Raw genomic sequence first — 26,122 nt, forward strand, 5'->3', positions numbered from 1 at the left:
CGCGGCTCACAGGTCGCCGCGCGTGGCTCAGAGAGATCCCGACGCGCGGCTCACATGTCGCGGCGCTGGAAGGACAGCGCCGCGAGGGCGAGGACGAGGAAGACCCAGAGGCCGGCCCAGCCGATGTACGTGCCGGTGAGCCCGGTCGGGCTCAGGAACGGGTGCCCCTTGAACGCCTCGCTGAACTGCGTCAGCAGGGTTGGGTCCTGGAACGAGTTCATCGCGCCGCGCCACAGCCCGTCGGTCGGCAGCAGCATCCGGGAGACCGTGCCGACCCGTTCCACGCTCTCGTTGTTCAGGGCCCGGCCGACGCCGCCGACCACGCCGGCGATCCAGGTCGAGCCGAAGAGGCCGACCGCGACGATGCCGGACGCCATCGGGGAGACCGCGGTGGACAGCAGCAGGCCCAGGGTGAGCAGCACGGCGGCCTGCCCGGCGAGCAGTGCCAGGCCGGTAACCGGGTCCGGCGGCCAGTAGCCGGTGGTGGTCTGGACGATGAGGAGCTGGGCGAGCCCGGCCACGACCACGAAGCCGCTGCCGAAGGCGACCAGCCCGAGCCACTTGCCCAGCACCACCGCCCAGCGGCGGACCGGGCGGGCCAGCACGGCAAGCGCGATCCCGGACTCGGTCTCGCCGGCCATGGTGGGGCCGGCGAGGAATGCCGTACCGAGCGCGGCGATCAGGCTCAGGCCGAACATCACCAGGTTAAGCACGAGGGCGGCGGTCAGCTTGGCCTCGCCGCTGGTCATCCCGCCGAACTCGGAGTCGATCCGGGAGAAGCCCCACGCGCTGAGCCCGAGCAGTACGACCGTCAGGACGGCGAGCGAGCGCAGCACCCGCCGGCGGGCTGCCTCCTGGAGGGTGAGGGCGGCGATCGTGAGTACGGTGCGGGCGGTCATCGGTGCTCCTCGCTGTGACCGGTACGGAGGATGTCGAGCAGCCGCTCCTCGAGGCTGATCCGCCCCGGCTCGACGGCGTGTACGCGTACCCCGAGGCCGACCAGATCGGCCACGATATCCGGGATCACCGCGTCGTCCTGGAGCGCGACGGTGTACGCGTCCCCGCCGCTGGTGACCTGGCCCGCGGCGGCCAGCCGGGCCGCCGCCGCCGGGCCCACCTCGTCCAGCCGCAGCCGCAGCTCGCGCTGGCCGAGCAGCTCCGCGAGCGTGCCGGAGGCGGCGACCCGGCCCTTGTCGAGGATCACGACCCGGTCGCAGACCCGCTCGACCTCGCCGATGAGGTGCGAGTTGAGCAGGACGGCGACGCCCCGGTCCTTGAGCGAGAGCAGCAGGTCCCGTACGTCGGCGCGGCCGAGCGGGTCGAGCGCGCTGGTCGGCTCGTCGAGGATGACCAGCTCCGGGCCGGCCACCAGCGCGACGGCCAGGCCGAGGCGCTGCTGCATGCCCTTGGAGAAGCCGCCCACCCGGTCGCCGGCGCGGTCGGCGAGACCGACCATGGCCAGGTATTCGCGCCGCCGCTCGTCCGGCACCGTGGCGCCGGCGAGCCGGACGTGCAGCTTCAGGACCTCGGCGGCGGTGAGCCACGGCTGGTACCGGAACAGCTCGGGCAGGTAGCCGACGCGGGTCCGGGCGAACGGATCGCTACCCGGCCGCCCGAGCAGCAGCACCTCGCCGGCGTCCGGCCGGACCAGGCCGAGCAGCATCTTGATGACGCTGGTCTTGCCGGCTCCGTTGGGACCGAGCAGGCCCATCACCTCGCCACGCTCGACAGTGAAGGACACGCCGTCGACCGCGGTCCGCCGCCGGTACCGCTTGCGCAGCCCCGAGCACCACACCGCGGGCGAGGGCGGCAGGTCGGCGAACGACTCCCCGGCGGCGTCCGGCCGGGCGGTGGTGGCGCTCACCGGTCCCACCGCAGTCCGCGCGCCACCGACAGCACCTCGTCGGCGCTCAGCGAGCCGGCCACCGCCGTGATCACACCGCTGTCCACCCAGACCACGGCGCCCAGCGTGCCGTCGCGCGAGGTGAGGACCGTCGCCGGTACCCCGTTGACGTCGGCGGGTGAGCTCGCCATGTTCTCGATCGCCGTGAAGAGAGGCAGCGTCGTCCCGTCGGCGGAGAACGCGCGCAGCTGCGCCGCGATGTTCTCCGGCAGTACCGGCAGTGACAGCAGGTAGTCGCGGGCCGTCTCGAACGGGACGCCCGAGGAGAACGCGGTGGGCGCGACCGCGCGGCCCAGCATCATCGCCGGTACCGGACGGTTTTCCGCCCAGACCGCGGCGACGCCCGGACCGCCGTTCAGCCGGAACTGGCTGCCGTCCAGGCCCGGCGGTGGCGGCGGCAGCGTATGGCCGGCCGCCGCGGCGAACCGCGCGGCCTTCTGGGCCGAAAACGTGAACGTCGCGCTGACCGGATCGAAAACCTGGTACGTGGGCTCGCCGGTCACGCCACGGGGCAGCTCGCCGACCCTCGGGACGGAAAGCCCGGTGGCCTCCTTCGCGGCGGCGGCGTCGGCGACCTGGCGTACGTCGAGGTCCTTGACCACCTTGACGTCGCCGAAGTCGTCGAGTTCGGGGAGTTTGACCAGCTCGGCCTCTCGTGCGGTGACCGGGGTGATCTGCTCGGCGTGGAAGATCGGCAGCCAGTTCGCGGCGGCCGCGGCGGTGGCCCCGAGCAGCAGGGTGAGGACGCCGACCGCGGCGACCACCGGGCTGCGCAGCGCCGTACGCCCTCGGCGGGTCCGAGCGGCCAACCCCCGGCGCCCCTCGCCCTCGGCCGCGCGCGACAGCCGCTGCCACCCCGCGTCCACGTCCGTGGTGACCTCGACGGCCAGCGCCGCGCCGGCGGCCTCCGCGTCCTTCCGGGCGGCCGCCAGCCCGGACAGGCACACCGGGCAGCCCGCCACGTGCGCGCGATCGGCGTCGGCGACACCGGCTGGCTCGTCCACGAGCCGGCGCAGCGTGCCGTCAGTCGGATGACGCATGACGGTTCAACTCCTCGCGTAGGGCGGACTCGGCGCGGCGCACGGTGGTGCCCACGCTGCCCGGAGACATGTCGAGAGCGGCCGCGACCTCGGCGTAGCTGAGGCCGCTGTGCCGCAGGACCAGCGCGATGGCCTGCTTGCGGGGCAGCCGCGCCAGCGCCGCGCGGACGCGGCGGCGTTCGTCGAGGGTCACGACCGCGTCGGCGACATCCGGGTACACGGAGTCGCCACCGCCGGCCGCCTCTTCCCGGGACGCGCGGCGGCGGCCGGTGCGGATGTGGTTCAGGGCGGTGTGCGCCGCGGCGACGGAGAGCCAGCCGGCCGCCTCCCCCGCCGGCACCGCGGACCGCCCGAACGTCAGGAAGACCTCCTGGGCCACGTCCTCGGCCTCGTGCCGCGAGCCGAGCACGCGCGCGGCGACCGCGACGACGCGCGGGTAGGCCGAGCGGAACACCTGTTCGAGATCGGGACGGACGGCCGCTCGTCCCCGAGGAGTCGACACGGCCACGCCGCCCTTCCGCTCGGCTCGCCCGGCCGCCCGGCGGCGGCCGTCCCAGGACAGCAGCGCCTCCACGACGGCGGCCGGCGCGGTCTCACCCCGCCTCGCGAGCTCTACATCTTCCTCCACATCTTGAAAGCACCGCCAGAGCCCCGGATGTGACACGCGCTGGTACTACGCTCGCGAGATGAGGTTCGACCAGCACACCCTCGTCCTGCTGGTACGCCCGCCGGACGCGCCCGAGCTGAGCGAGGCGGAGGCCGACGCGCTGCAGGACGCCCACCTCGCCTACCGCGCGGACCTGCGCGACCAGGGGTACCTCATCGGCGGCGGACCGCTGCTGGACCAGGACGACGAGCGCCTGCGCGGGATCTCGGTGATGGCGGTCGACCCGGCGACCGCCCGCGAGCTGTGCTCCGCCGACCCGGCGGTCCAGGCCGGCCGGCTCGCGGTGCAGGTGATGACCTGGATGGTGCCGGCCGGCAACATAAGGTTTCAGGACGTCCGCGCGCCGCGCTCGATGCGCGAGGCAAACGCCGACTGACCTCCGTCAGCTCACGAGGCGGAAGGTGGCGTCGCCGCGTCCCTGGGCGTCGGTGATCGGGTCGAGCCGCAGCACGTAGTTGTAGTGCCGGATGTACCGGTCTGGGTAGTTGTAGGACTGGAATGACGCCCACGAGCCGCTGGCCAGCCCGGCGACCTGGCGGAACGTGGCGTCACCGGCGAACGTGCTCGTGCCGTCGTTGGCCGCGAGCTGGAAGTCGAAGCCGTAGTGCCGCAGGTAGTACCCGGGGAAGTTGACCGACTCGAACGAGACGGTGCCGGAGGCGCCGGCGAGGCCCGGCCGGATCCGGAACTGGGCGTCCTGGGCCGGGCTGACGTTGGGGTCGATCCGCACGTCGAAGTTGGCGTGCCGCACGTAGCGGTCCTGGACGTTGTACGACTGGATCCGATTGACCGGCAGGGTGCTCCCCCACCGGCCCAGGACCCGGCTCTCCTCGGCCGCGGTCAGGTTGAGGATCGAGCCGTGCCGCTTGCGGCTGCCGCCCATCGCGTAGTCGGAGTGGGTCCGGAAGTTTCGCGTGCTGCCCAGGTTGGTGGAGAGGATCGGCATGTAGCCGCGCCCGGTGGCGAACTGGTCCAGCCACAGCGCCCACTCGTTGCGCCCGTTGAACTGTGCCCACATCGGACCCTCGACAACGTTTCCGCCGCCGGTGCCGTTGGAGATGCCCATGTGCGACAGGTTGCCGAGCGTGGTCCACGAGCCCAGCACCGAGTTGCTCGCCTCGACCGTGATGTGCCCGTCCGCCGAGGCCCGGTAGTACCGGTACCCGCCCACGCTGCCCGCCACCTCGACGATCTGGGTGTCGATGATGCCCTGGCTCCCGCCGCGCTCGATGTACAGCTGGGGCGCGGTGAACGTGCGGAAGTCGCTCGTGCGCGCGTACCAGATGCGGTGTTTGGTCACGCCGTTGCGGGCCGAGTTGGTCGCCCAGTAGACGACGTAGTCGTTTGTCGCCGGGTTCCAGATCGCCTCGGGCGCCCACGCGTTGCCGGCGCCGGAGATGCCGGCCGCGACGTTGACGAGGCGTGGCGCGGACCAGTTGACGAGGTCGGTCGACTCCCACACGACAAGGGAGGTGCTGCCCCGGTTTGCCGCGTCGCTCCACGAGGTGCCGCTGGCGATCCGCAGGTCGGTCGCGACGATCCAGTAGCGGTCGCCGGCGGGCGAGCGGACCAGGGCGGGGTCGCGGACGCCCCGGGTGCCGACGGTGGAGAGTAGGACCGGACCGCCGTTGTTCAGATCAGTCCAATGTAGACCATCGCGGCTGTGCGCCAGGTAGATCTGCTCGCCGGTGGCCGACTCGCCGGTGAAATGCGCCATCAGGTAACCGGTGAACGGGTCCAACGCCGCCGCCTCCTTGGGCGTGACGGCCGCCCACGAAGCGAACAGCACGCAGGCGATCGCGAGCAGCGAGCCGGCCCGGGAAAGCGCTCGGGACATGACGCCTCCTCCAATGTGGTGCCACGAATGTTAGCGATAACATCTATAGCCGTCAACACCCGGTCGTGGTAGCAATATATAGCTATCGATGTTTGGTGCGGGAGGGACGCGAGATGAGGAAGATCAGCCGGCTCCTGGCGCTCGCCGTGACCGTGGGCGCGGCGGTGCTCGTGGCACCCGCTCCCGCGCAGGCGGCACCGGTCACCGTCACCAACGGCACGCAGTTCACCGACACCGGCGGCAACGTCCTGCACGCGCACGGCAGCGGCGTCCTCAAGGTCGGCGCCTACTACTACTGGTTCGGCGAAAACCGCAACGCGAACAGCACGTTCCGGGCGGTCTCCGTGTACCGCTCGACCGACCTGCGCAACTGGGAGTTTCGCAACAACGTGCTGACCCAGTCGTCGGCCGCCGAGCTACAGGTCGCCAACATCGAGCGGCCCAAGGTCGTCTACAACGCGAGCACCGGCCGGTACGTGATGTGGATGCACAAGGAGAACGGGTCGAACTACAGCGAGGCCCGGGCCGCGGTCGCCTCGTCCGCGACCGTGGACGGCGCCTACACGTACCACGGCAGCTTCCGGCCGCTCGGCCAGCACATGTCCCGGGACATCACGCTCTACAACGACGGCGGTACGGCGTACATGATCTCGGCCGCGGACGAAAACTACGACCTGCACATCTACCGGCTCACCGCCGACTACCTCAACGTGGCCAGCCTGGTCGGCAACTTCTGGGACGGCGCGCACCGCGAGGCACCGGCGATGTTCAAGCGCGGCAGCACGTACTTTCTGCTCACCTCGGGGCGACCGGCTGGAACCCGAACCAGGCGCAGTACGCCACCGCGTCGAGTGTCTCCGGCCCGTGGACCGGCTGGACGAACGTCGGCAACGGCACGACCTTCAGCTCGCAGCCGACGTACGTGCTGCCGGTCCAGGGCACCTCGACCACCAGCTACCTCTACCTGGGCGACCGCTGGGCCGGCGCCTGGGGTGGGCCGGTCAACGACTCCCAGTACGTCTGGCTGCCGATCACCTTCCCGTCCAGCACCAGCATGAGCCTGAGCTGGTACCCGTCGATCACCATCGACGCGGCCACCGGCACGATCACCGGCAACTCCCCCACGTACTACCGCGTCACCGCTCGGCACAGCGGCCGGGTGATGGACGTGGTCAGCAACTCCACGGCCAACAACGCCGAGGTCAAGCAGTACGCGTGGAACGGCGGCGGCAACCAGAGGTGGGAGTTCCAGGACGCCGGCGGCGGTTACGTACGGCTGGTGAACCAGAACAGTGGCAAATGCCTCGACGTGGTGAGCGGGTCGACCGCGGACGGCGCGAACGTCATCCAGTACACATGTGGTGGCGGGACCAACCAGCAGTGGCAGTGGGTGGCGACCGGTAGCTACTTCCAGCTGCGGGCCCGGCACAGCGGCAAGTGCCTGGACGTGGTCAACGCGGGTACCGGCGACGGCGCGGACATCCAGCAGTATGCCTGCGGCACCGGCACCAACCAGCAGTGGACGCGCACCCAGTCCTGACCGCGACCTTGGGGAGGCCACGACCCTGGGAAGGCACGGCGAGGATTTCACCTGAACGAAACCTAAGAAGATCGGTTTGCAGGTACCGTCCCTCCATCCTCGACGACATCGACCCGTTCATCGGCACCGCCGCGACCGATCTGCCCCGGGCAGGCGGCCTGGCCGCCACCTGGTGGTGGCCGAAACCCCAGGTGGGCAACACGCACCCGGGCGCCACCTCGCCACTGGGCATGGTCTCCGCGTGCGCCTATTCGGGCGCCTACCCGACCGGTTACGGACGGTTCACCAAGAACACCGAGGGATTACCCGAGGAGATGTTCGGCCAGCTCCAGGCGTCCGGGTTCACCCACTTCCAGCAGTCCGGCACGGGCGCGATCCGCAAGTACTACAACTACGTCCGGGTCACCCCGATGGTGGAGCCGCTGGATGTGCTCGGGCAGGCGTGGCCGCTGCACGACGAGGTCGCGGAGGCGGGCTACTACGCGGCGACCGTGGACACCGGCGTGCGCTGCGAGCTCACCGTCGGCGCGAAGGTGGCCGTGCACCGGTACACCTTCCCCGAGCACCGTAGCGCCCGCATCGTGGTCGACCTGTCCTGTGGCGGCCTGGACATCGAGCTCGGCCGTACCGTGCCGCTGCGCGCCCAGGTGGAGAGCATGGGGCACGGCCGGGCGCAGGGCACGGTGGTGATGGAGGGCGTGCCGCTGTCGGTCTACCTGGAGGTGGACAGCCCGGGCTGGCGGCAGATGCTCTGGTACGACCGGCGGCTCATCGACGGCGGTACCCGCCTCGACTTCGAGAGCATCCGGCACACCACGCTGCGCCCGTTCGGCATGCTCTTCATGGGGCCGGCCAGGGCGGGGCAGACCATCGAGGTACGGCTCGGGTTCTCGCTGCGCGGGTGCGACCAGGCGCGGCAGAACCTCGAACGCGAGTGCTGGCCGGCGCAGCCCGCGTTCGACGAGGTGCGCGCCTCGACCCGGACCCGCTGGGCAAGCCACGTCGACCGCGTCCAGGTCGAGGGTGGTACCCCGGCGCGGCGCTCGGTGATGGCGACGGCGCTGTACCACTCGCTGATCAAGCCGTGCTTCGCCGACGACGAGAGCCCGTTCTGGCCGACGTCGGGGCCGTACGCGTTCGACATCTGCACGATGTGGGACATCTACAAGACCCAGCTGCCGCTGCTCGCCGCCATCGTTCCCGATCGCTTCACGGACCTGCTGGAGTCGCTCATCCGGGTGTGCGAAGAGGAGGGCAACTTCCCGAACGGGTACCGGATGGCGCGCGGCGCCGACAGGTTCTTCCGCCAGGGCAGCGCGCTCGCGCACACCGCGCTGGCCGACGCGCACGCGCTCGGCGGGCCCGGCGTCGACTGGAGCTGGGCACTCGCGCACATGGTCGACGACCTGCGCCGGCTGTACGGCGAGGACTTCTTCGAGCACGGCCTTGTGCACCCGATCAGCCACACCCTCGACCTCGCGTACGCGCACTACTGCACCGCCCAGGTGGCCCGCGCGTTGAACGACCGGCGCCTCGCCGACGACCTCGAGTGGCGCAGCCGGCAGTGGTTCAACGCGTTCGACCCGGGCACCGGCCTGCTGCGTGAGTCGGACTTCTACGAGGGCGGCAAGTGGAACTACTCGTTCCGCCTGATGCACGACATGGCCGCCCGCATCGGCCTGGCCGGCGGGGACGCGGCGTTCATCGGCATGCTGGACCGCTTCTTCGGCTTCGGGGCGGACCCGGTGAAGCAGCCCGGACTGCGCCCGTCACCCGCGGAGATGGCCGCCGGGTTCGCGCTCAACCGCTTCGAGGGGTTGAACAACGAACCCGACATGGAGGTGCCCTGGGCGTACCACTACGCCGGCCGGCCGGACCGCACCGCCGAGGTGGTGCAGGCGGCGCTGACGTGGCAGTTCGGCACCGGTCCTGGCGGGCTGCCGGGCAACGACGACTCGGGCGCGCTCAGCTCCTGGTACGTGTGGGCGTCCCTGGGTCTGTTCCCGGTCGCCGGGCAGAGCATGTTCCTGGTCAACGCCCCCGCGTTCGCGCGTTCCACACTGCTGATCGGCGACGAGGAGTTCGTCATCGAGACAAGCGGACACCGCGAGACAAAGATCAGTGTCGAAGGCGTGGACAGCGAACCGCCGACACAGTACGTTCAGTCGGCCACCCTCAATGGCAAGCCCCTGCACACGACCCACCTGAGTGCCGCCGACCTGCACCGTGGCGGCCGGCTGCACCTTCGGCTGGGCCCACAGCCGTCGTCCTGGGGATGCGAGACCCGACCACCGTCCCACTCCGCGCCACGCGCCATCCCTTGAGGAAGCCCCATGATCCAACCACCCCGCCGTCTCGTCATCGTGGTCAGAGCAGACCCGGTCATCTGCGGCCACTCCGGCGAGGCTCGCAATCTCGCCGAGGTCGCACTGACTCGCGGGTTCTCCGACGTACGGCTGCTGACCTGGCCGATACCGGCACTACAGGCCGCCGGCCTCCCCCTCAAGCCGCTGGACCGGCTGCTGCCGTACAGCCCGGGGATCACCGTCGAGCGGCCCGAGGCGGTCGGCGACTACCGGGTGCCGGACGGGCGGCACATCGCCGGCCTCACCGGTCGCCTTGTCGAGCTGCTCGCCGAGCCGATACCCACCACCTGCCTGTCCATGTACCTGGTGCCGCACACCACGGTCGTCACGGACGCGGTCACGGCGGCGCGGGCGGCCGGCTTCGCGCCGGACGTGCGTACCGTCGCCAAGGCTGTCGGCTCCGACGTCACCAACGTGATCATGTCCTGCCTGCGGGAGGGCCGGTTCGGCGCGGCGACGGTGCTGTTCACGACGTTCCTGGCCAACGACGAGGTGGTCGCCGTCTCGGAGTACACGCGGGACGAGATCGTGCACGCCGCCGAGCAGGTCGACGCGCAGTGCGGTACCCGGTTCGCCGAGGAGTGCCGGCGCCGGGTGACCGTCAGCTATCCCCCGATCGACGCGGCGGCGTTCCTCGACCCGGACCCGGTGGAGGTGGACGAGGCGCTCGCCCGGCGTGGCCTGAAGCGCGGTGGCTACCTGCTCTTCCTGTCCCGGGTGGCCCGCGCCAAGGGCATCTACGACCTTGTCATCGCGTACGGGCAGATGCGCTGCCGGGACGACCTGCCGCTGGTCGTCGCGGGTACCGGCCCGGCGCTGGAGCACGTGCAGGCGATGTCCAAAGAGGACGAACAGATCACGTTCCTCACCGATGTGGACGATCGCGAGAAGGTGTTGCTCATGGCGGGCTGCGCGGCGTACGTGCTGCCCACCAAGCCCGAGCCCGACTTCGTCGAGACGTTCGGCATCGCGCTGGCGGAGAAGATGCTCGCCGGCGGCGGCCCCATCGTGACCACCCTGACCGGCGGTACCGGCGAGGCGGTCGGTGACACCGCGATCTTCGTCGAGCCGGGCGACATCGCCGCCCTGGCCGAGACGGTGGACCGGGTGGTGCTGGAGATGCCGGACGCCGAAAAGCTCGACCTGGAGAAGCGCGCCCGGGCGCGGGCCCTGCTGTTCGACCGCGGCGCCGTCTTCGACGGGCTCTTCCCAGCCACGGAGCCCCTCGCCGCGATCAGCTGAGCCGCCAGCGTCGGGACAGTGGGCAATGTCCCCCGACATTGCCCACTGTGGGTTGTGAAGCGCGGAGGGTGAGGCCGCGGGAGCAGCGGTCCGGACCACCGCGGACGTCGCGGTAGCTCAGATCTGTCTTGGGATCGATGTTCGTTGATTGCTTCCGTCGTGCTGCATCGATCACTATCGTTGTGTTCATGTTCCGGCTACCCACCGTCGCGGCCGTTGTCGTCGCCGCGACCGCCCTCACGACCACGCCCGTCCACGCCGCCGCCCGGCCCGGCATCGACCTCGACCGCGCGCAGCGGCACCAGGTGGTCGACGGGTTCGGCTACTCCATCGCGTTCCAGCGCTCCTCCCTCGTGCACAACCTGTCGCAGGCCAAGCGCGAAGAGGCGCTCGACCTGCTCCTCGGCCGGGAGAACGGCGCGGCGCCGAGCATCCTGCGGCTCGGCATCGGCTCGTCGGCGACGAACGAGTACGACAAGATGCTCTCCATCCAGCCGACCGACCCCGGCGGACCGGCGGCCACGCCCAACTACACCTGGGACGGCTGGGACGGCGGCCAGGTGTGGTACGCCAAGGAGGCCCGCGAGCGCGGCATCGACAGGTTCTACGCCGACGCCTGGAGTGCCCCGGGCTACATGAAGGACAACGGCACCGACACCAACGGCGGCGCGCTCTGCGGCCTGCAAGGTGTCAGCTGCGCCAGCGGTGACTGGCGCGAGGCGTACGCGCGCTACCTCGTCCAGTTCGCGCGGTTCTACCGGCAAGAGGGCATCCGGCTCGACGAGATCGGCTTCACCAACGAGCCGGACTGGACCGCCTCGTACGCCTCGATGCGGTTCACCCCGGCACAGGCCGCCGAGTTCGTGAAGGTCCTCGGCCCGATCGCCCGCCGCGCCGGTTTGGACGTGGCCTGCTGCGACTCGTTCGGATGGCAGCAGTCGGACCCGTACGTCCAGGCGATCGAGGCGGATCCGCAGGCCCGCAGGTATGTGGACCTCGTGACCGGGCACGGCTACGCCAGCCCGGCGGACCGTCCACTGTCGACCACGAAGACCACGTGGATGTCGGAGTGGGCGCCCTCCAGCACCGTCGACGGCTGGAACGAGGCCTGGGACAGCGGCAAGGGCACCGACGGTATCGCCATCGCCCAGCGGATCCACGACACCCTCGCGCTCGCCGGCAGCAGCGCCTTCCTCTTCTGGCTCGGCTCCTCGCGCGGCGGTACCGCGGCGCTCATGCAGATCGACGACGCCAACGACGCGTACCGCGTGTCGTCGCGCCTTTACGCGTTCGCGGCCTACAGCCGGTTCATCCGGCCGGGCGCCGTCCGGATCGGTGTCGACAGCGCGCACGACGGCCTGAAGGTGTCGGCCTACCGCAACGCCGACGGCACCGAGGTCGTGGAGATCATCAACACCACCGACGCGGCCATCACCACCGGCGTCGACGTCAAGCGACCCACGGCGTACCTCACCGACAACACCCATCGGCTGGAGAAGGTCCCGGGGCTCGTGTCGCGGCACGGTCACCGCACGACGGTCGAGCTGGCGCCGCGCTCGCTGACGACGCTGGTGACCTCAGGCTGAAGGCAGGGGTGGCAGCGGGGCGGCGTAGAGCCAGGCGCCGAAGAGGTCGGTCAGCGGCCGCCCCGCGTGCCGCTCGGCGAGGGCGGTGAAGTCCGGCGTCGTCACCGAGCCGTGGCGGTGCTCGGCCACCCAGCCGCGCATGAGCCGGAAGAACACCTCGTCGCCCACCTCGCGGCGCAGCGCGTGCAGGGTCAGCCCGCCACGCTTGTACAGCCGCTCGTCGAACATCCGGTCCACGCCGGGGTCGGCGATCCGCAGGTCGGCGGGGCGGGTCTTGAGCCGCGCGTACCACATCCGGGCGAGCGCCTCGACCGGCGGCCCGCCGGACACGCCCGACCACAGCCACTCCGCGTACGTCGCGAAGCCCTCGTTGAGCCAGATGTGTCGCCAGTCGGCCACCGTCAGGCTGTTGCCGAACCACTGGTGGGCGAGCTCGTGCGCGACGAGCCGCTCGTGCGTGCGCCGCCCGTCCACGTGGTTGGCGCCGAAGATGGACATGGCCTGGGCCTCGATCGGGTCGTCCAGGTCGTCGTCGGTGACGACCACGGCGTACTCGGCGAACGGGTACGGGCCGAAGAACCGTTGCAGCGCCTGCATCATCTCGCTCTGCCGGCCGAAGTCGTGCGCGAACCGCTGGCGCAGCCTGGTCGGCACCGCGGCGCGCTGCGGCGGCTGCCCACTGTAGAGGTTCACCCGGTCGTACCGTCCGATCTGGACACTCACGAGGTAGGACGGGGTCGGCTCGGGCAGTTCGTACACCCAGGTCGTCGTGCTCGCGCTCCGCTTGCGGTCGCTGAGCCGGCCCGTGGCGACGACGGTGTACGGCGTCGCCGCCGTCACCGCGATGCGGTAGCTGGCCTTGTCTGCCGGGTGGTCGTCGCACGGAAACCAGGACGGCGCGCCCACGGGCTGGCTGGCCACGAGTACGCCGTCGGTCAGCTCGTCCCACCCGATGTCGCCCCACCGCCCGGTGACCGGGCTGGGCCGCCCGCTGTACCGGACCTCGACCCGGAACTCCGCGCCCGCCGGCACCGCGCGGGCCGGCCGGACGTGCAGCTTGTGCCGCACGTGGGCGAACTTCGCGGGCGCGCCGTCCACGAGCACCTGGGCGACCCGGAGCCCGGCCAGGTCGAGGCTCAGCCGGGACAGCCCGTGGGTGGCGACCGCGATGATCGTCGCGTGGCCGGTGAGCCGGTTGGTCGCGATCCGGTAGTCCAGGTCGAGGTCGTAGTGGCGGGTCCGGTAGCCGCCGTTGCCGTGCTCCGGCAGGTACGGGTCGCCGGAACGATCCGCACCCGGCCGGACGGTGTCGCTCATTCCCCTTGTCGGGCCGGCCAGGCCGCGATCGGGTTGCCCAGCCACCGCGAGTCGGCCGGCACCGTGTCGCCGCGGGTCACCAGGGAGCCGGGCCCGACCGTCGTCCGCGCGCCGATCGTCGCGCCCGGCAGCACGATCCCGTGCGGGCCGAGCGTCGCGCCCGGGGCCAGCGTCACCTCGTCCATGCTCATGATCCGATCATGGAACAGGTGGGTCTGCACAACACACCCCCGGTTGACCGTCGCCCCGTCACCCAGCCGGACGAGGTCGAACTCCGGCAGCCAGTACGTCTCCAGCCACACGCCACGGCCGATCTTCGCGCCCATCGTGCGCAGCCAGCCGGTGAGCACCGGCGTGCCGTTGGCCGCGCCGAGCAGCCACGGTACCGCGAGCACCTCCACGAACGTGTCGGCGAGCTCGTTGCGCCACACGAACGGGTCCCACAGTGGACGGTCGCCGGCCCGGAACGCCCCGACCAGCAGCCACTTCGCCGCGGTGGCCGTCGCCGCGGCGAGTACGCCGGCCGCGAGCAGCACGACTCCGGACAGCGCTCCGGCGGCGACCGGCCCGGACGCGTTCCACAGTGCGGCGAGCGCGGCCAGGACGAGCACCGCGAGGGCCCCGCCGAGCACCACCGGCACCAGGCGGAACAGCTCGACGAGGGCGCGGGCGGCCTTCAGCCGCAGCGGCGGCCGGTACGTACGGCTGCTGTCCGCGGCCTCCGGTGACCGGCGCAGCGGCATGGGCGGCATGCCCAGCCACGACGAGCCCTTCTTGGCCTTGCGCGGCGCGGAGGAGAGCACGCCCACCAGGCCCCGCTTCGGCACCGAGTGCCCGGGCGCGGCCATCCCGGAGTTGCCGAGGAACGCCTGCTTGCCGATCCGGGTGGGCGCCACGTGCAGCCAGCCCTGCCGCAGCTCGTACGTGGCCACCATCGTGTCGTCGGCGAGGAACGCGCCGTCGGCGACGGTCGTCATCTTCGGCAGCGCGAGCACGGTGGAGGCTTCCACGCCCCGCCCCACCTTCGCGCCGAGCAGCCGCAGCCAGGCCGGCGTCAGCACGCTCGCGTACAGCGGGAAGAGCCCGACCCGCGCCATGCCCATCAGCCGCTCGGTCGCCCACACCTGCCACGCGACCCGGCTGTGCACCGGGTGGTAGCCGGCGCGCAGCCCCACGCTCAGCGCCCGCACGGCGAGCACGACAAGCACCGCATAGCCGGCGAGGTACGCCAGCGCGGCCAGCGGCATGACGACGAGCGCCGCGGTCACGGCGCCGCCGAGCGTCGCCGCGCCCGCGGTCGCCCAGGCCAGGACCGCGATCCCGGGCAGGGCGGCGATGGCCGGCAGCATGCCGAGCAGGACAGAGGCCACACCGTACCCGGCGACCCACCGCCGCAGGCGGCGCGGGCGCTGCTCCGGCCAGGTGTGCGCGCTCTTGCCGGCCGGGACGGCCGGGGCGCCTACCCAGCGCTCGCCCGCGGGCACCTCCCCGCGCACTGTCGAGCCGGGCCCGATCTCGGCACCCTTGCCGACCCGTACGTTCGGCAGCAACGTGCTGCGCGCGCCGACCCGCGCACCGGCACCGATCCGGGTGTATCCGATGTGGACGGTGTCGCCGTCGACCCAGTACCCGGACAGGTCGACCTCCGGCTCCACGGCCGCGCCCCGGCCGAGCTTCAGCAGCCCGGTGACCGGTGGCGCCGAGTGCAGGTCGACATCACGGCCGACCTCGGCGCCGAGCGCCCGCGCGTACCGGTTCATCCACGACGCGCCGGCCACGCTGGCGGCGCCACTGAGGTCGGCGAGCCGCTCGGCGGTCCACAGTCGCAAGTGGACGCCGCCGCCGCGGGGATAGCTGCCCGGCCGCACGCCGGCCAGGAGAAGTCGTGCCCCGCCGGCCGAGATGGCGATCCGGCCGACCGGGCTGAACAGCACGAACCAGCCCAGCGCCACCCACCACCAGGAGACCGCCGGGGCCCAGGGTGTACCCAGCAGCTTGGCGACCGCGGCCAGGACGGTCAGCCAGCGCAGCCCGACGACGGTGAGCAGGGGCGCCATGAGCAGGGTCTGGACGATCCCGGCCCGGCGCGGCGTGGGCGCGATCTCCCGCTTTGTCGTGGCGCTGGCGCCCAGCGCGTCGAGCATCGCCGCCAGGCCGCCGAGCCGGGGGTTCTGGTAGAGGTCGCCGACGGAGACCTGGGGGTGACGCTGCCGGATCCAGGCGACGAGCTGCGCGGCGCCGAGGCTGCTCCCGCCGTGGCGGAAGAAGTCCGCGCCCGGCCCGGTGACCCGTACGCCGAGGATCTCGGCCCAGCCGTCGGCGAGCCACGCCTCGGTCGGTGACATCGCCGGCGTGCCGGTGTCCACTGTGGGCAGTGGCCACGGCAGGGCGGCCCGGTCGACCTTCCCGGAGGTACGGGTGGGCAGCGCGGCGACGGCGGCCAGCAGCGGCACAAGCGCGGCGGGCAGCTGCTCGCGCAGCCGGGCGGCGGCCGCGTCCGGGTCGAACGCCGCGCCGCCCCGCACGGTCACGTAGCCGACCAGGACCTGGTTTCCGGCGTTGGTACGGCGGATCGCCGCGGCCGCACCTGCGACGCCGGGCAGCGCCTGGAGGGCGGCGTCCACCTCGCCCAGCTCGATCCGCCGGCCGCCGAGCTTCACCTGCTCGTCGTTACGGCCGACGAAGACAAGCCCTTCCGGCTCGGCGCGCACGATGTCGCCGCTGCGGTAGGCGCGGTCCCAGCCGAGCGAGGGCAGCGGCGCGAACCGTTCCGCGTCCTTGGCCGCGTCCAGGTAGCGGGCAAGCCCCACCCCGCCGATCACCAGCTCGCCCGTGTCGCCCATCCCCACCGGGTCGCCGGCCGGGTCGACGACGGCGAGCTGCCAGCCGGACAGCGGCAGCCCGATCCGGACCGGCCCTTCGCCGGTCAGCCGGGCGGCGCAGGCCACGACGGTCGCCTCGGTCGGCCCGTACGTGTTCCAGACCTCGCGGCCCGGCACGGCGAGGCGCTCGGCGAGCTCGGGCGGGCACGCCTCGCCGCCGAAGATGAGTAGCCGTACGCCGTCCAGCGCCTCCGCCGGCCACAGCGCGGCGAGCGTCGGGACGGTCGAGACAACCGTGATGCCCCGCTCCGCGAGCCACGGGCCGAGGTCGACGCCGCTGCGCACAAGGGATCGCGCGGCCGGTACCAGGCAGGCGCCGTACCGCCAGGCGAGCCACATCTCCTCGCACGACGCGTCGAACGCCACCGACAGCCCGGCGAGCACCCGGTCGCCGGGCCCGATCGGCGCCGCGCGCAGGAAGAGGCCCGCCTCGGCGTCCACGAACGCCGCCGCCGACGCGTGGCTGACCGCGACGCCCTTGGGCCGGCCGGTCGAACCAGAGGTGAAGATGATCCACGCGTCGTCGTCCGGGCGGGGCTCGTTGTCCGCCGCCCGGATGCCTATCGCACCGCCGTCGCCGAGCACCGCGCAGACGCCGGCCTCCGCGAACACCAGCGCGGCGCGCTCGTCCGGGTCGTCGGCGTCCACGGGTACGTACGCCGCGCCGGCCGCGAGTACGCCGAGGATCGCGACGTACAGCTCGGCCGTACCGGAGGAGATCCTGATCCCGACCCGGTCGCCGGCGCCGATGCCCAGCCCGTTGAGCTTCTGGGCCAGAGCCGCGACCTCGGCGGCCAGTCGCCGGTAGTCGTACACCTCGGCGCCGTCGTCGATGGCCGGTGCGTCCGGATGCCGGGCGACCGTCTCGGTGAAGATGTCCAGCAGCGTACGGCGCGCCGGGGCGCGCTCCGATCCGAAGACGGCGGGGGCGGCGGGCAGTACCGGGGTCAGGGTCATCGGGCGCCTTCCTGGCCGGGCGCCAGGGGGCGAACGGCCGACCGTCTACCCTACGGCAGTTGAACGGCGCGTAACGATCAAATGTCACATTCGTGTCCGCCGCCACATGCCACCCCCGGCAGCGGCGGCCGGCGCCGCGCCGGGTCAGCCGGTTAGGGACTCGGGACCGAAGCGGCCCCAGGCCACGAAAACGGCCATGGCGAAATAGACCACGTCGCCGATGGCCGTGGCCCTTTCGCCGCGGCGGAGCCGCATGATGATCGCGCCGGCGAACAGCAACGCCACGCAAGTGGCGGTCACCGGTACCAGGATCGGCGCGATGTCGAGCACGGCTGGCAGGATCAGGCCCGCCGCCGCCAGGATTTCGAGGGTCCCGATGACTTTGAGAGAGGCGGGGCTGAAGTCCAGGATCCATTGCCCAGAGCGGCCACCCTTGGCGGCCAGCGTCTCCCTCGGTACGAACATTTTCATGGTGCTGAACAGCAGGATGAAGGCCAGCAGTCCGGTGACGATCCACAGAGCGACATTCACTGCTGTTCCTCACTGTTCCGCTGTCGCCGGGGGCGGCGGCTGGCGCGTACCAGGGCGTTCAGGTCGCCGACCCGGTCGAAGTGCCGCAGCTTGTCGGGGTTGACGATGGAGTGGATCGTCTGGATCTGGCCTTCGTCGATGTCGAGCCCCATGACCGCGACAAGCCGATCGTCCGCGTCGAACGCCATCGCCCCGGGCTGGCCGTTGACCTCGGTGAGCTGGACACGCACGCCGATGTTCGGCAGCACGGACATCCCGAACGTCAGGGCCCGTGCCACCCGCTCCCGGCCGTTGATCGGCTGGCTCTGCGCGGGCACCTTGCCGCCACCGTCGGCGTGCAGCGTCACGTCCTGCGCCAAGAGCGCCTCCAATGCCGCCAGGTCGCCCCGCTCGGCGGCGGCGAAGAAGCGCTCGGCCAACTCCTCCCGCTCCTGCCGGGTGGCGTGGTAACGCGGTCGCCGCTCCCGGACGTTGGCGCGAGCCCGCGCGACGAGGTGCCGCACACTGTCCACGTCGCCACCGATGATCTCGGCGACCTCCGCGTACGGGTAGTCGAACACCTCGCGCAGGAGGAACGCGGCCCGCTGCTTCGGCGACAAGCTCTCTAGCAGCACCAGAAACGCGAGCGACAGCGAGTCGGCGATCTCCGCCTGCTCGGCCGGCGTCGGATCGGTCACCAGGGGCTCCGGCAGCCACTCGCCGACGTACTGCTCCCGCCGCACCCGCGCCGACCGAAGCTGATCGATGGCCAGCCGGGTGACGAGCGTGGCCACGTACGCCCGCGGGGACATGATCGGCTCGTCCCGCCCCAGGGTCTGGTGTACGCGCAGGAACGCCTCCTGCACCACGTCCTCGGCCTCGCTCACGCTGCCGAGCATCTGGTACGCGATGGCGAACGCCCGCGGCCGCAGCTCGTCGTACAGGTCCGAAGTGGACATACGAGTCACCTCAATCCCTCGGCGAAGCCGGTACGCCAGCTCGGGTACTCCAGCGTCCAGCCCAGCTCCCGCTTGGCCTTCTCGCTGGAAATCCCGCGGGCCCGCGTCATCATGTCCACCGGACCCTTGCCGGCCACCAGGCGGACGATCCAGCCCGGTATGCGGCGCGGCGGCTTCGCGCCGAGCGCCCGAGCCAGCACCGGAAGCCAGACGTGCACGGGCGCCGGATCGTCGTCAGCGACGTGGTAGATGCCAGGCCGGCCGCGTTCGATCGCCGCGACCGTGGCCGACGCGGCATCGACGATGTGTACGAACGACCACACCCCAGTGCCACCGCCGACGATGGGAAATCTTCGCTTGAGGAGCAGCCCGGCCATGACGGCGTCCGGAGCGATCTCGATGCCGGTCCGTGGGCCGTAGAAGCCGCCGTAGCGGATCGCGATGCCGTCGCCCCAGCCGATGCCGGTCACCGCTTCCTCCAGGTGGCGCAGCGCGGCCACCGCCGTCGCCGTGTCCGCGGGCGGGTTCGGCTCGATCCGGCCGTTCTCGTCGGCGACCGGCCCGCCGACGCGTTCCATCCAGCCGCAGTTGCTCTGCGCCACGACCTTGCGCACCCCGGCCGCGCGCCCAGCCGCGAGGAGGTGATCGGTGCCCTCGGTGCGCAGGCGGTTGGTCGCCGCCACCATCCGCTTCACGTGCCGGAAATCGGGCGGCCCGGCCAGCGCCGTCAACTGGTGCACGATCACCTCGGGCTCGGCCTTGGCCACGGCATCGGCCACCGCATCCGGGTCCAGCGCGTCGACGACGACCGGCTCGGCGCCCAACGCGCGCAACGCCTCGGTCTTGGCCGCCGAGCGGGTGGTACCCACCACCACGTGACCGCGCGCCACAAGCTGCGGAACAAGTTGGCTGCCGATCGCGCCGGATGCCCCCGCAACGAAGATCTTCATTTCGCCTCCGCTCGTCGTGCTCACCAGCAGAGACGAGACGCATCGACGCCCTATGACATTTAGTTACCCATGTCACAAAGTAGGGTGGCGAGATGATCACCTGCGTCGTGGAGTACGTCGTCGATCCCGCGAAGATCGATGAGTTCGAGCGGTTCGCGCGGCGGTGGATGGAGTTGGTCGACCAGCACGGCGGCAGCCATCACGGGTACTTCCTGCCGTCCGAGGGCGCCAGCGACAAGGCGCTGGCGCTCTTCAGCTTTCCGAGCCTCGCCGCGTACGAGGTGTACCGGGCGCGGTTCGGCGCGGATCCGGACTTCGTCGCCGCCGACCGGATCCGCGAGGAGAGCGGCTGCGTGCTCCGCTACGAGCGCACCTTCATGCGGCCGCTGCTCCCGGAGCGCTGACCCTCAGAGCTTGGCCGGCTCGATCTCCCCAGCCGCAGCTGGACCGTCTCCGCGACGCGGGTCACGAAGCCGACCGGGTCGGGCTGCTGTATCCGCAGGTGCACGTGCCGCACGCCGAGCGCGGCCAGCTCCTCGGCGCGGCGCAGGAAGCCGTCCGGGTCCTGGATCGGGTCGACAGAGCCCTGCACGGTGATCCGGATGTCGCCGATGTCGCGGCCCTCCCGGTCACAGTGGCTCCGCAGTACGCCGATCTTGTGGCGGATCTCGTCGACGTCGCTGATCGTGAAGTTGCAGGCGTCCGCGTACTTCGCGACGAGCCGCAGCGTCTTCTGCTCGCCGTTGCCCCGACGAGGATCTGCGGCCGGGGGCGCTGTAGCGACCGGGGCCGGTTGAGGGTCTCGGCGAGCGTGTAGTGCCGGCCGGCGTACGCCCCGTCGTCGTCACTCCACATCTGGAGGCAGATCCGCAGCGTCTCTTCGAGCCGCTCGAACCGCTCCTTCAGCGGCGGGAACGGCACGCCCAGCCCGTTGTGCTCGCGCTCGTACCAGGCCGCGCCGAGGCCGAGGATGGCCCGCCCGCCGGAGAGCACGTCGAGGGTGGTCACGGTCTTGGCCAGCAGCCCCGGATGGCGATACGTCACGCCGGTCACCAGCGTCGCCAGCTCGATGCGCGAGGTGAGGGCGGCGACATACCCGAGCGCGGTATACCCCTCGAGCATCGGGTTCTCAGCCGGCCACACCCGCTCCATCTGGAAGAAGTGGTCCATGACCGTGAAGAGCGCGAAGCCCGCGTCGTCGGCGGCCTTCGCGGTGTCAGCCAGCAGCGGCGCGATGACCGCGTCGCCGCCGGGGTTGGTGAAGTTCAGGAAATGGATGCCTACGTCCATCGACGCTCCTTCCGCCTGCGGCAAACCCTAGACGATCTCAAAGACAAAGCCTTGAGCTACCGCGACGTCCGCGGTGGTCCAGACCGCCGCTCCCGCAGCCTCACCCTCCGCGCTTCACACCCAACCCGAGCCTTATTCGGTGGGGTCCTTCGTGGTGCCGACGAGGGTGGATTCGCGGGCTTCGGCGCGGCCTTCGTCGCGGGCTTGGGCGAGCAGGTCGGCGAGGCGGCGCTTGCGGCGGCGGATGGCGGTCCGGGCGGCTAGGGCGAGCGCGACGAGGAGGGCTATCAGGATCAGCTGGGCCCAGGGCAGCGTCCATACCGTGACCGTCGCGGACGCCGGGCGGATCTCGGCGCCGGACGCGTCGCCGTCGAGCAGTGCGGGGTCAGCTCCACGGTCGTCTTGAGCGGTCCGAGCGCCCACAGGCCGCCGATGCTGACGTCGACCACGCGGTTGCCGCCTGGAAGGGTCTCCGCGACGTCGGCCCGCGCGCTGTGCCCGGACGCGCCGAACAGCTCGGCAGTCCTCACCTGCGCGGTGCCGGTGACGCCGACGCTGCCGTTGTTCGTCGCGGTGTACCTGACGTCGATGGTGCCGGGCGAGAAGGGGTTCCACGAGCGGTGGTAGGTCGCCGTGAGGTCGCCGACCGCCAGCGAGGCCGTGACCGTGCCGCTGACCCGCATCATGACCCGGAAGCCGACCCGGCTCTCGACCGCGACAGTGCCCCCGGTCGCGGTCACCGTCGCGGCGATGCCGGCGGGGTGGTCGCCCGGTTTGGCGTCGCGGGAACCGTGATGGTGAACGGTACGACCGTCGTACCCTTTGCCCCGACCGTCACCTTCTCCTGGATTTTGATCCAGGTGCCGCCGTCCACCGACTTGCGGCTGGACGGGAGCATGTTGAAGCGGCCCTTGTCGGTGAGGTAGCCGTCGGCCGCCTTCAGCGAGAAGACCGCGGGGCGGTTACTGAAGTTGCGGACCGCCAGGCGCTCGTTTACCACCTGGCCCGGGTCGAGCGTGTGCTCCACCCACCGGCGGCCGTCCGGGCCCTGCTGGTTGGCGGGCTGGACCGACCACGTGAGCGCGGGTGGCGTCGGCGTCGGCTCCGCCATGGCGCCTGTGGGCGCGACCGGCACGGCGACGAGTGCCGCGGCCAGTACAGCGAGCAGCCGCGGCAGTGCCCGCGGCCGGCGTCGGATCATGGCGAGGTCCTTCGGCCCGGAGGTGTGGTGGGGGCCGCGGTGCCGCGGCCCCCACCTGTACCTCATTCGAACAGCGACAGGGTCAACGTCGAGTTGTACGAGCCCGCCGCGACATCCGCCGGGGCGCGCAGGAACAGGTTGGCGTTGACGGAGTAGGAGTCGCCGGCGACGGCCTCGGAGTCGAAGGTCGACACCAGCAGCTCCTGGTCCACAAGACCGACATTGTTGCCCGGCTGGGTCGGCTCGTCCAGGACGGTCACGACCTCCTCACCCTCCGAGACGAGGCCGCTCTCGCCGCCGTCGATCAGGTTCGGGCTCCAGCCGAGGTGGCCGGCGCTGATCGGCGCCTGGCCCGCGTCACCGGCGAAGTCGGTCGCGCTGCCCAGCACCGCCCACGCCGCGCCGTCCGGCACCTCTTCCGCGATACGCGTGTCGGTGACCGTGACCGTGGGCAGGGTGCCGGTGAACTGGCGGACCAGCAGGGTCGACCCGTTCTCGGCCAGGGCGACCGAGTCAGCCGCGATGGACATGGCGAGCACACCCGGCTCCCGGATCTCCTCGATGTCCACCGTCACCCGGACGTCGTCGCTGTCGCCGGGGCGGCGACGGCGGGCGACTGAAGCGCGATCGGCCCGGCGAGGACGGCTGCCGCGGCGCCTGCCGCGACGAGTCCCTTGCGTCTTTTGCTCATGTGATGCTCCGTTGTCTTTCGTGGGTTGGTGGGGATAGTGCGATCAGGCGCAGGCCACGCCGGGGTGGTCCGCTGTGTAAACAGTCGTCACCTCCTTGCCGTCCACCGTCCCGGTGGCGCCGACTGTCGCCGAGCCGGCCGGGACCGAGGCCGAACGCGTGGCGAACGACTGGTACGCGTTGGCATCCGGAGCGACGCTCGCGAAGGTGCGGTCGCCGTACCCGGTGTCGAAGGTGATCTTGACTGGCGTGTCGTGGTCGTTGCGAGCCTGCACGGCGACGTACGCCTTGCCGGCGACGCATCGCGCCTGGACGGTGACCGTGACCGGCACCTTGGCCGGTTGGGTGCCCGGGTCGTCGGCGAAGACCCGCCATTCGGTGATCGCGACCGCCGAATAGGTGGTGCCGTTGCCGTTGGCCCGGATCGTGGCCCGTACCCGTGGTGTGGTGACCGGGTCGAACGTGACGTTGTTGAACGCCGTGGTGCTCGTCCCGTACGGGGACGCGCCCGTCACGTCACGCCAGGCCGAGGTGGCCTCGTCCCAGTACTGGAGGACCCACCCGTCGGGCTGGGCGACGCCGTCGCCGGTGCCCTGGTTGGAATCCCGCCAGAACTTCAGCTCCGTCCCGGTGATGCGCACCGGGCGGGACCAGTCGTACTGGACCCACTGGGTCGCCGGGCGGGTACCGGACCAGGTGCCCCAGATCTGGGCCTGGCTCGGGTTGTTCGGGTCGGCGCCGTCGTTGAGCGCGATGACGCTGTTCCAGCCGGCGGTGTACGAGGCGGTCGGGGTGCCGATCGGCCCGATGTTGCCGGTGAGCGGGCCGGACAGGTCCGCCAGGATGGTGGCGGACTTGGCGGTCTCCAGGTTTCCGGCCGCGTCGAGCGCCCGGAAGGACACCGTGTGCCGGTTGCTGTCGGGTGCCGCGATGGCGCCGGTGTAGGCGGTCCACGGACCCGTGTCGATGGAGTACTCGATCAGCGCGACCCCCGAGGTGGCGTCGGTCGACGTCACTGTGACCGTCCGCCGTGCACTGTCCACAGTGGCGGTACTGGCCGGAGCCGTGGCGTCGATCCGCACCGGCAGGCTCGCCGGCGACGAGACGTTGCCGGCCCGGTCGGTCGCGGTCACGGTGACGGTGTGCTGGCCGTCCCCGGTGACGTTGACGTCGGCGTATCGCGCGTCCCGCGTCACCACCGGCGCGCCGCTGTCCACCTTGGACTCGATGGTCAGCCGGCCACCCCGGTCGTCGACACCGGCCGCCCGGACCCGTACCGCGGAGCGGTACCAGCCGGCGCTGCCCGCGCTGCCGCTCGGCGTGAGCGTCAGCGTCGGAGCTGTCACGTCGCCCTCGGTGTCGCCGGGCGAGATGACCCGGACCTGCGCGGAGATCCGGCCGGCGGCGTACCCGAGCACGGTGCCCTGGATGGTGAACGTGCCGGGCGCCGCAACCTGCTCGGCCGTCACCGGGTCCCAGAAGACCGGCACCTGAAGCGTCTCAGAGCCAAACGACACCGCTACCGTGCCGGGCAGCTCCCGCTCCCCCACCTCGACCGTCAGCGCCGGCGGCGTGACGGACGAAGGCTGCGCGGCGAGGATCTTCCACTCCTCGACCGCCACCGCCGAGTACGTGCTGCCGTTCGTCGACCCGTCGAAGGTCGCCCGCACCTGAGTCGTCGTGACCGGGTCGAACGTGGTGTTCTGGAAGCCCTGCGTGCTCGTCGGGTAGCCGCTCGCGTTGGGCAGGTCGGCCCACTGTCCACTGTCGAGGTTCCAGTACTGGATGCGCCAGCGGGCCGGTGCCGCGACGCCCACGCCGGTACCCTGCGGCTGGTCGTTCCAGAAGTCGATCTGGGAACCGGAGATCCGCATCGGCTGGTCCCAGGTGTACTGGGCCCACTGCTGGGGCGGGTTGTTGCCGGTCCAGGTGCCCCACATGTCCGGCGGGAGCGGGTTGGACCGGACGATCTCGTCGTTGAGCGCTTTGATCCAGTACTGCGTGGGCACCGGCTCGTTGGAGACCGTCGACTTCGCCTCCTGAGCGATGTTCGGCCGCGGCGTGAGGTCACGCCCCTTGGCGGGGGTCGGCGTGATGAGCTTCATCCGCGGCGGGGTCTGCGCGTCGTCCCACTCGACCTTGTCGATCGCCACCGAGCGGCGGAAGTGGCCGCCACCCACCGCGTCGGCGGTGTGGTAAGCGATGTACCACTGGCCGTTGAACTCCAGGATGCCCGGGTGGCTGGTCGTGGAGGAGACCGGGCGCAGGATCGTGCCCCGGTAGGTCCACGGGCCCTCGGGCGCCGCCGCCGTCGCGTAGGCGATGCAGGCGTGGTAGTTCGCCGGGGTGCACTGCGAGGTCGGTCCGGCGTTGTTGCCCGCGTACGCCATGTAGTAGGTGGCGCCGCGCTTGAAGATCCAGGCCGCCTCGAAGAACCCGGTCAGGCCGGTGACGGTGCGCTGGGTGCCCACCGGCGTCTTCATGTCCGGCTGGAACTCGAGCATCCGCAGGTTGCTGAACGAGCCCCACCACAGGAACACCCGCTGGCCCTCGACAAGGATCGTCGGGTCGATGTTGTGGATGTTGTTGGTGGCCGGCACCCGCTGGGAGATGATCGGGCCGCCCGCGTGGTCGGTCCAGGGGCCGGTCGGGCTGTCCGAGACGGCCACGCCGATCGCGAACTTGTCGCTCGCCGGGCTGTCCCGCTCGTTGATCGGTACGTACCAGTAGTAGCGCCCGTCGACGCCCCGGACCACCTGGCCGGCGTACGCCCGTCCCGGCGTCGCCCAGGCGAAGACCTGCTCGGGGCGCATCAGCGACGGGTAGTGAGTCCACTGTCCAGCTTGGACATCCGTGGTGCGGAAGGCGCCCCACTCGTTCATGATGAAGTCGTTTGTGGACGGTCCGGCCTGGTCGTGGCCGGTGTAGATGTACAGCTCGTCGCGGCCGCTGCTGTTTCCGGGGGCGCCAGCCGGGACGACGAGGGGCGCCGGGTCGGCGGAGTAGTACGTGCCGTCGCCGAGGATCGGGTTCGTGGTGTTGGTGAACGTGTACGAGTCGGCGGCGTGGGCGGGCGCCGGGGCCGCGACGAGCACGCCGGCCAGAAGCCCGGCGGCCGCCACGCGGCTAAGAAGGGTCTTCACGGTGCGATCTCCTGCTCTTCGGGGTGGGGGAAGGTGGCGGCG

Annotated in this window: 21 protein-coding genes and 1 pseudogene; 7 read left to right on the top strand and 15 right to left on the bottom strand. The window is 71.5% G+C overall.

Features of this window, described 5'->3' with window-relative positions; all coding sequences use genetic code 11:
* Positions 1–50 precede the first annotated feature (50 nt).
* From Pflav_RS20025 to Pflav_RS20040, 4 genes are read right to left on the bottom strand one after another with little or no spacing between them, the layout of a single operon-like run.
* Positions 51–899 carry an ABC transporter permease gene (locus Pflav_RS20025; protein WP_173037515.1) on the bottom strand — a complete coding sequence of 283 codons (849 nt, stop codon included), beginning with the start codon at positions 897–899 and terminating at the stop codon, positions 51–53.
* The gene (locus Pflav_RS20030) at positions 896–1,864 is read right to left on the bottom strand and encodes an ABC transporter ATP-binding protein (protein WP_173037516.1); all 969 of its coding nucleotides are present in this window, start codon (positions 1,862–1,864) and stop codon (positions 896–898) included. Before Pflav_RS20030 ends, Pflav_RS20025 begins: the two co-directional genes overlap by 4 nt.
* Positions 1,861–2,943 (bottom strand): hypothetical protein, encoded by a 1,083-nt coding sequence (locus tag Pflav_RS20035; RefSeq protein ID WP_173037517.1) that lies wholly within the window; start codon positions 2,941–2,943, stop codon positions 1,861–1,863. Before Pflav_RS20035 ends, Pflav_RS20030 begins: the two co-directional genes overlap by 4 nt.
* Entirely contained in the window at positions 2,927–3,571 is a 645-nt protein-coding gene (locus Pflav_RS20040; protein ID WP_232071656.1) for a sigma-70 family RNA polymerase sigma factor, read from the bottom strand. Before Pflav_RS20040 ends, Pflav_RS20035 begins: the two co-directional genes overlap by 17 nt.
* 58 nt (positions 3,572–3,629) lie before the next feature.
* On the opposite strand from Pflav_RS20040, the gene Pflav_RS20045 reads away from it, so the two are divergent.
* Positions 3,630–3,986: a YciI family protein gene (locus tag Pflav_RS20045; protein ID WP_173037518.1), complete on the top strand. Its 357-nt coding sequence runs from the start codon at positions 3,630–3,632 to the stop codon at positions 3,984–3,986.
* A 6-nt stretch (positions 3,987–3,992) separates the two neighbouring features.
* Here the strand turns inward: Pflav_RS20045 and Pflav_RS20050 are convergent, their stop codons facing one another.
* The gene (locus tag Pflav_RS20050) at positions 3,993–5,447 is read right to left on the bottom strand and encodes a glycoside hydrolase family 43 protein (RefSeq protein ID WP_173037519.1); all 1,455 of its coding nucleotides are present in this window, start codon (positions 5,445–5,447) and stop codon (positions 3,993–3,995) included.
* 113 nt (positions 5,448–5,560) lie between these two features.
* On the opposite strand from Pflav_RS20050, the pseudogene Pflav_RS20055 reads away from it, so the two are divergent.
* The 4 genes and pseudogenes from Pflav_RS20055 (at position 5,561) to Pflav_RS20070 (ending at position 12,181) form a co-directional block, all read left to right on the top strand.
* A pseudogene (locus Pflav_RS20055) lies at positions 5,561–6,987 on the top strand (RICIN domain-containing protein).
* On the top strand, positions 6,966–9,311 hold the full coding sequence (locus Pflav_RS20060) for a glycoside hydrolase domain-containing protein (protein ID WP_232071662.1): 2,346 nt from the start codon (positions 6,966–6,968) through the stop codon (positions 9,309–9,311). The pseudogene Pflav_RS20055 and the gene Pflav_RS20060 overlap by 22 nt, the downstream one beginning before the upstream one ends.
* 9 nt (positions 9,312–9,320) lie before the next feature.
* Entirely contained in the window at positions 9,321–10,595 is a 1,275-nt protein-coding gene (locus tag Pflav_RS20065; protein ID WP_173037520.1) for a glycosyltransferase, read from the top strand.
* Between the two features lie 188 nt (positions 10,596–10,783).
* Positions 10,784–12,181: a glycoside hydrolase family 30 protein gene (locus Pflav_RS20070; RefSeq protein ID WP_173037521.1), complete on the top strand. Its 1,398-nt coding sequence runs from the start codon at positions 10,784–10,786 to the stop codon at positions 12,179–12,181.
* Here the strand turns inward: Pflav_RS20070 and Pflav_RS20075 are convergent.
* The 5 genes from Pflav_RS20075 to Pflav_RS20095 form a co-directional block, all read right to left on the bottom strand.
* Positions 12,173–13,498: a M1 family metallopeptidase gene (locus tag Pflav_RS20075; RefSeq protein WP_173037522.1), complete on the bottom strand. Its 1,326-nt coding sequence runs from the start codon at positions 13,496–13,498 to the stop codon at positions 12,173–12,175. The two genes, Pflav_RS20070 and Pflav_RS20075, sit on opposite strands and share 9 nt — an antisense overlap.
* Positions 13,495–17,337, bottom strand: a complete 3,843-nt coding sequence (locus Pflav_RS20080; protein ID WP_173037523.1) for a Pls/PosA family non-ribosomal peptide synthetase — start codon at positions 17,335–17,337, stop codon at positions 13,495–13,497. Before Pflav_RS20080 ends, Pflav_RS20075 begins: the two co-directional genes overlap by 4 nt.
* A 144-nt stretch (positions 17,338–17,481) precedes the next feature.
* Positions 17,482–17,868, bottom strand: a complete 387-nt coding sequence (locus Pflav_RS20085; protein WP_173037524.1) for a DoxX family protein — start codon at positions 17,866–17,868, stop codon at positions 17,482–17,484.
* Positions 17,865–18,806, bottom strand: coding sequence for an RNA polymerase sigma-70 factor (locus Pflav_RS20090; RefSeq protein WP_173037525.1), 942 nt, complete (start codon positions 18,804–18,806; stop codon positions 17,865–17,867). The genes Pflav_RS20085 and Pflav_RS20090 overlap by 4 nt, the downstream gene beginning before the upstream one ends.
* Before the next feature lie 5 nt (positions 18,807–18,811).
* Positions 18,812–19,756 carry an NAD-dependent epimerase/dehydratase family protein gene (locus Pflav_RS20095; RefSeq protein ID WP_173037526.1) on the bottom strand — a complete coding sequence of 315 codons (945 nt, stop codon included), beginning with the start codon at positions 19,754–19,756 and terminating at the stop codon, positions 18,812–18,814.
* A gap of 92 nt (positions 19,757–19,848) precedes the next feature.
* On the opposite strand from Pflav_RS20095, the gene Pflav_RS20100 reads away from it, so the two are divergent.
* On the top strand, positions 19,849–20,160 hold the full coding sequence (locus tag Pflav_RS20100) for an NIPSNAP family protein (RefSeq protein ID WP_173037527.1): 312 nt from the start codon (positions 19,849–19,851) through the stop codon (positions 20,158–20,160).
* A gap of 61 nt (positions 20,161–20,221) precedes the next feature.
* Here the strand turns inward: Pflav_RS20100 and Pflav_RS20105 are convergent, their stop codons facing one another.
* Positions 20,222–21,046 carry a TIGR03560 family F420-dependent LLM class oxidoreductase gene (locus Pflav_RS20105; RefSeq protein ID WP_232071664.1) on the bottom strand — a complete coding sequence of 275 codons (825 nt, stop codon included), beginning with the start codon at positions 21,044–21,046 and terminating at the stop codon, positions 20,222–20,224.
* Positions 21,047–21,178: 132 nt separating this feature from the next.
* Positions 21,179–21,469: a hypothetical protein gene (locus Pflav_RS45920; protein ID WP_232071666.1), complete on the bottom strand. Its 291-nt coding sequence runs from the start codon at positions 21,467–21,469 to the stop codon at positions 21,179–21,181.
* Positions 21,470–21,478: 9 nt separating this feature from the next.
* Between Pflav_RS45920 and Pflav_RS45925 the strand changes: the two genes are divergently transcribed.
* Positions 21,479–21,673 carry a hypothetical protein gene (locus Pflav_RS45925; RefSeq protein WP_232071668.1) on the top strand — a complete coding sequence of 65 codons (195 nt, stop codon included), beginning with the start codon at positions 21,479–21,481 and terminating at the stop codon, positions 21,671–21,673.
* A 109-nt stretch (positions 21,674–21,782) separates the two neighbouring features.
* On the opposite strand, the gene Pflav_RS45930 is transcribed toward Pflav_RS45925, so the two are convergent.
* From Pflav_RS45930 to Pflav_RS20120, 3 genes are all read right to left on the bottom strand, one after another.
* Positions 21,783–22,247, bottom strand: a complete 465-nt coding sequence (locus tag Pflav_RS45930; protein WP_232071670.1) for a DUF916 domain-containing protein — start codon at positions 22,245–22,247, stop codon at positions 21,783–21,785.
* Positions 22,248–22,309: 62 nt separating this feature from the next.
* The gene (locus Pflav_RS20115) at positions 22,310–22,822 is read right to left on the bottom strand and encodes a hypothetical protein (protein WP_332107777.1); all 513 of its coding nucleotides are present in this window, start codon (positions 22,820–22,822) and stop codon (positions 22,310–22,312) included.
* A 159-nt stretch (positions 22,823–22,981) separates the two neighbouring features.
* Positions 22,982–26,080 (bottom strand): OmpL47-type beta-barrel domain-containing protein, encoded by a 3,099-nt coding sequence (locus tag Pflav_RS20120; protein ID WP_173037528.1) that lies wholly within the window; start codon positions 26,078–26,080, stop codon positions 22,982–22,984.
* Positions 26,081–26,122 lie beyond the last annotated feature (42 nt).

It is taken from the genome of Phytohabitans flavus (assembly GCF_011764545.1).
In the GTDB taxonomy this organism is placed as follows: domain Bacteria; phylum Actinomycetota; class Actinomycetes; order Mycobacteriales; family Micromonosporaceae; genus Phytohabitans; species Phytohabitans flavus.

Excerpts from the sequence above, each read along its gene's own strand:
- Pflav_RS20065 (WP_173037520.1), top strand. The coding sequence starts at position 9,321 with ATGATCCAACCACCCCGCCGTCTCGTCATCGTGGTCAGAGCAGACCCG.
- Pflav_RS20035 (WP_173037517.1), bottom strand. The coding sequence starts at position 2,943 with ATGCGTCATCCGACTGACGGCACGCTGCGCCGGCTCGTGGACGAGCCA.
- Pflav_RS20095 (WP_173037526.1), bottom strand. The coding sequence starts at position 19,756 with ATGAAGATCTTCGTTGCGGGGGCATCCGGCGCGATCGGCAGCCAACTT.
- Pflav_RS20050 (WP_173037519.1), bottom strand. The coding sequence starts at position 5,447 with ATGTCCCGAGCGCTTTCCCGGGCCGGCTCGCTGCTCGCGATCGCCTGC.
- Pflav_RS20080 (WP_173037523.1), bottom strand. The coding sequence starts at position 17,337 with ATGACCCTGACCCCGGTACTGCCCGCCGCCCCCGCCGTCTTCGGATCG.
- Pflav_RS20070 (WP_173037521.1), top strand. The coding sequence starts at position 10,784 with ATGTTCCGGCTACCCACCGTCGCGGCCGTTGTCGTCGCCGCGACCGCC.
- Pflav_RS20105 (WP_232071664.1), bottom strand. The coding sequence starts at position 21,046 with ATGGACGTAGGCATCCATTTCCTGAACTTCACCAACCCCGGCGGCGAC.
- Pflav_RS20075 (WP_173037522.1), bottom strand. The coding sequence starts at position 13,498 with ATGAGCGACACCGTCCGGCCGGGTGCGGATCGTTCCGGCGACCCGTAC.
- Pflav_RS20045 (WP_173037518.1), top strand. The coding sequence starts at position 3,630 with ATGAGGTTCGACCAGCACACCCTCGTCCTGCTGGTACGCCCGCCGGAC.
- Pflav_RS20090 (WP_173037525.1), bottom strand. The coding sequence starts at position 18,806 with ATGTCCACTTCGGACCTGTACGACGAGCTGCGGCCGCGGGCGTTCGCC.
- Pflav_RS45930 (WP_232071670.1), bottom strand. The coding sequence starts at position 22,247 with ATGATCCGACGCCGGCCGCGGGCACTGCCGCGGCTGCTCGCTGTACTG.
- Pflav_RS20100 (WP_173037527.1), top strand. The coding sequence starts at position 19,849 with ATGATCACCTGCGTCGTGGAGTACGTCGTCGATCCCGCGAAGATCGAT.
- Pflav_RS20025 (WP_173037515.1), bottom strand. The coding sequence starts at position 899 with ATGACCGCCCGCACCGTACTCACGATCGCCGCCCTCACCCTCCAGGAG.
- Pflav_RS45925 (WP_232071668.1), top strand. The coding sequence starts at position 21,479 with ATGCTGACGTCGACCACGCGGTTGCCGCCTGGAAGGGTCTCCGCGACG.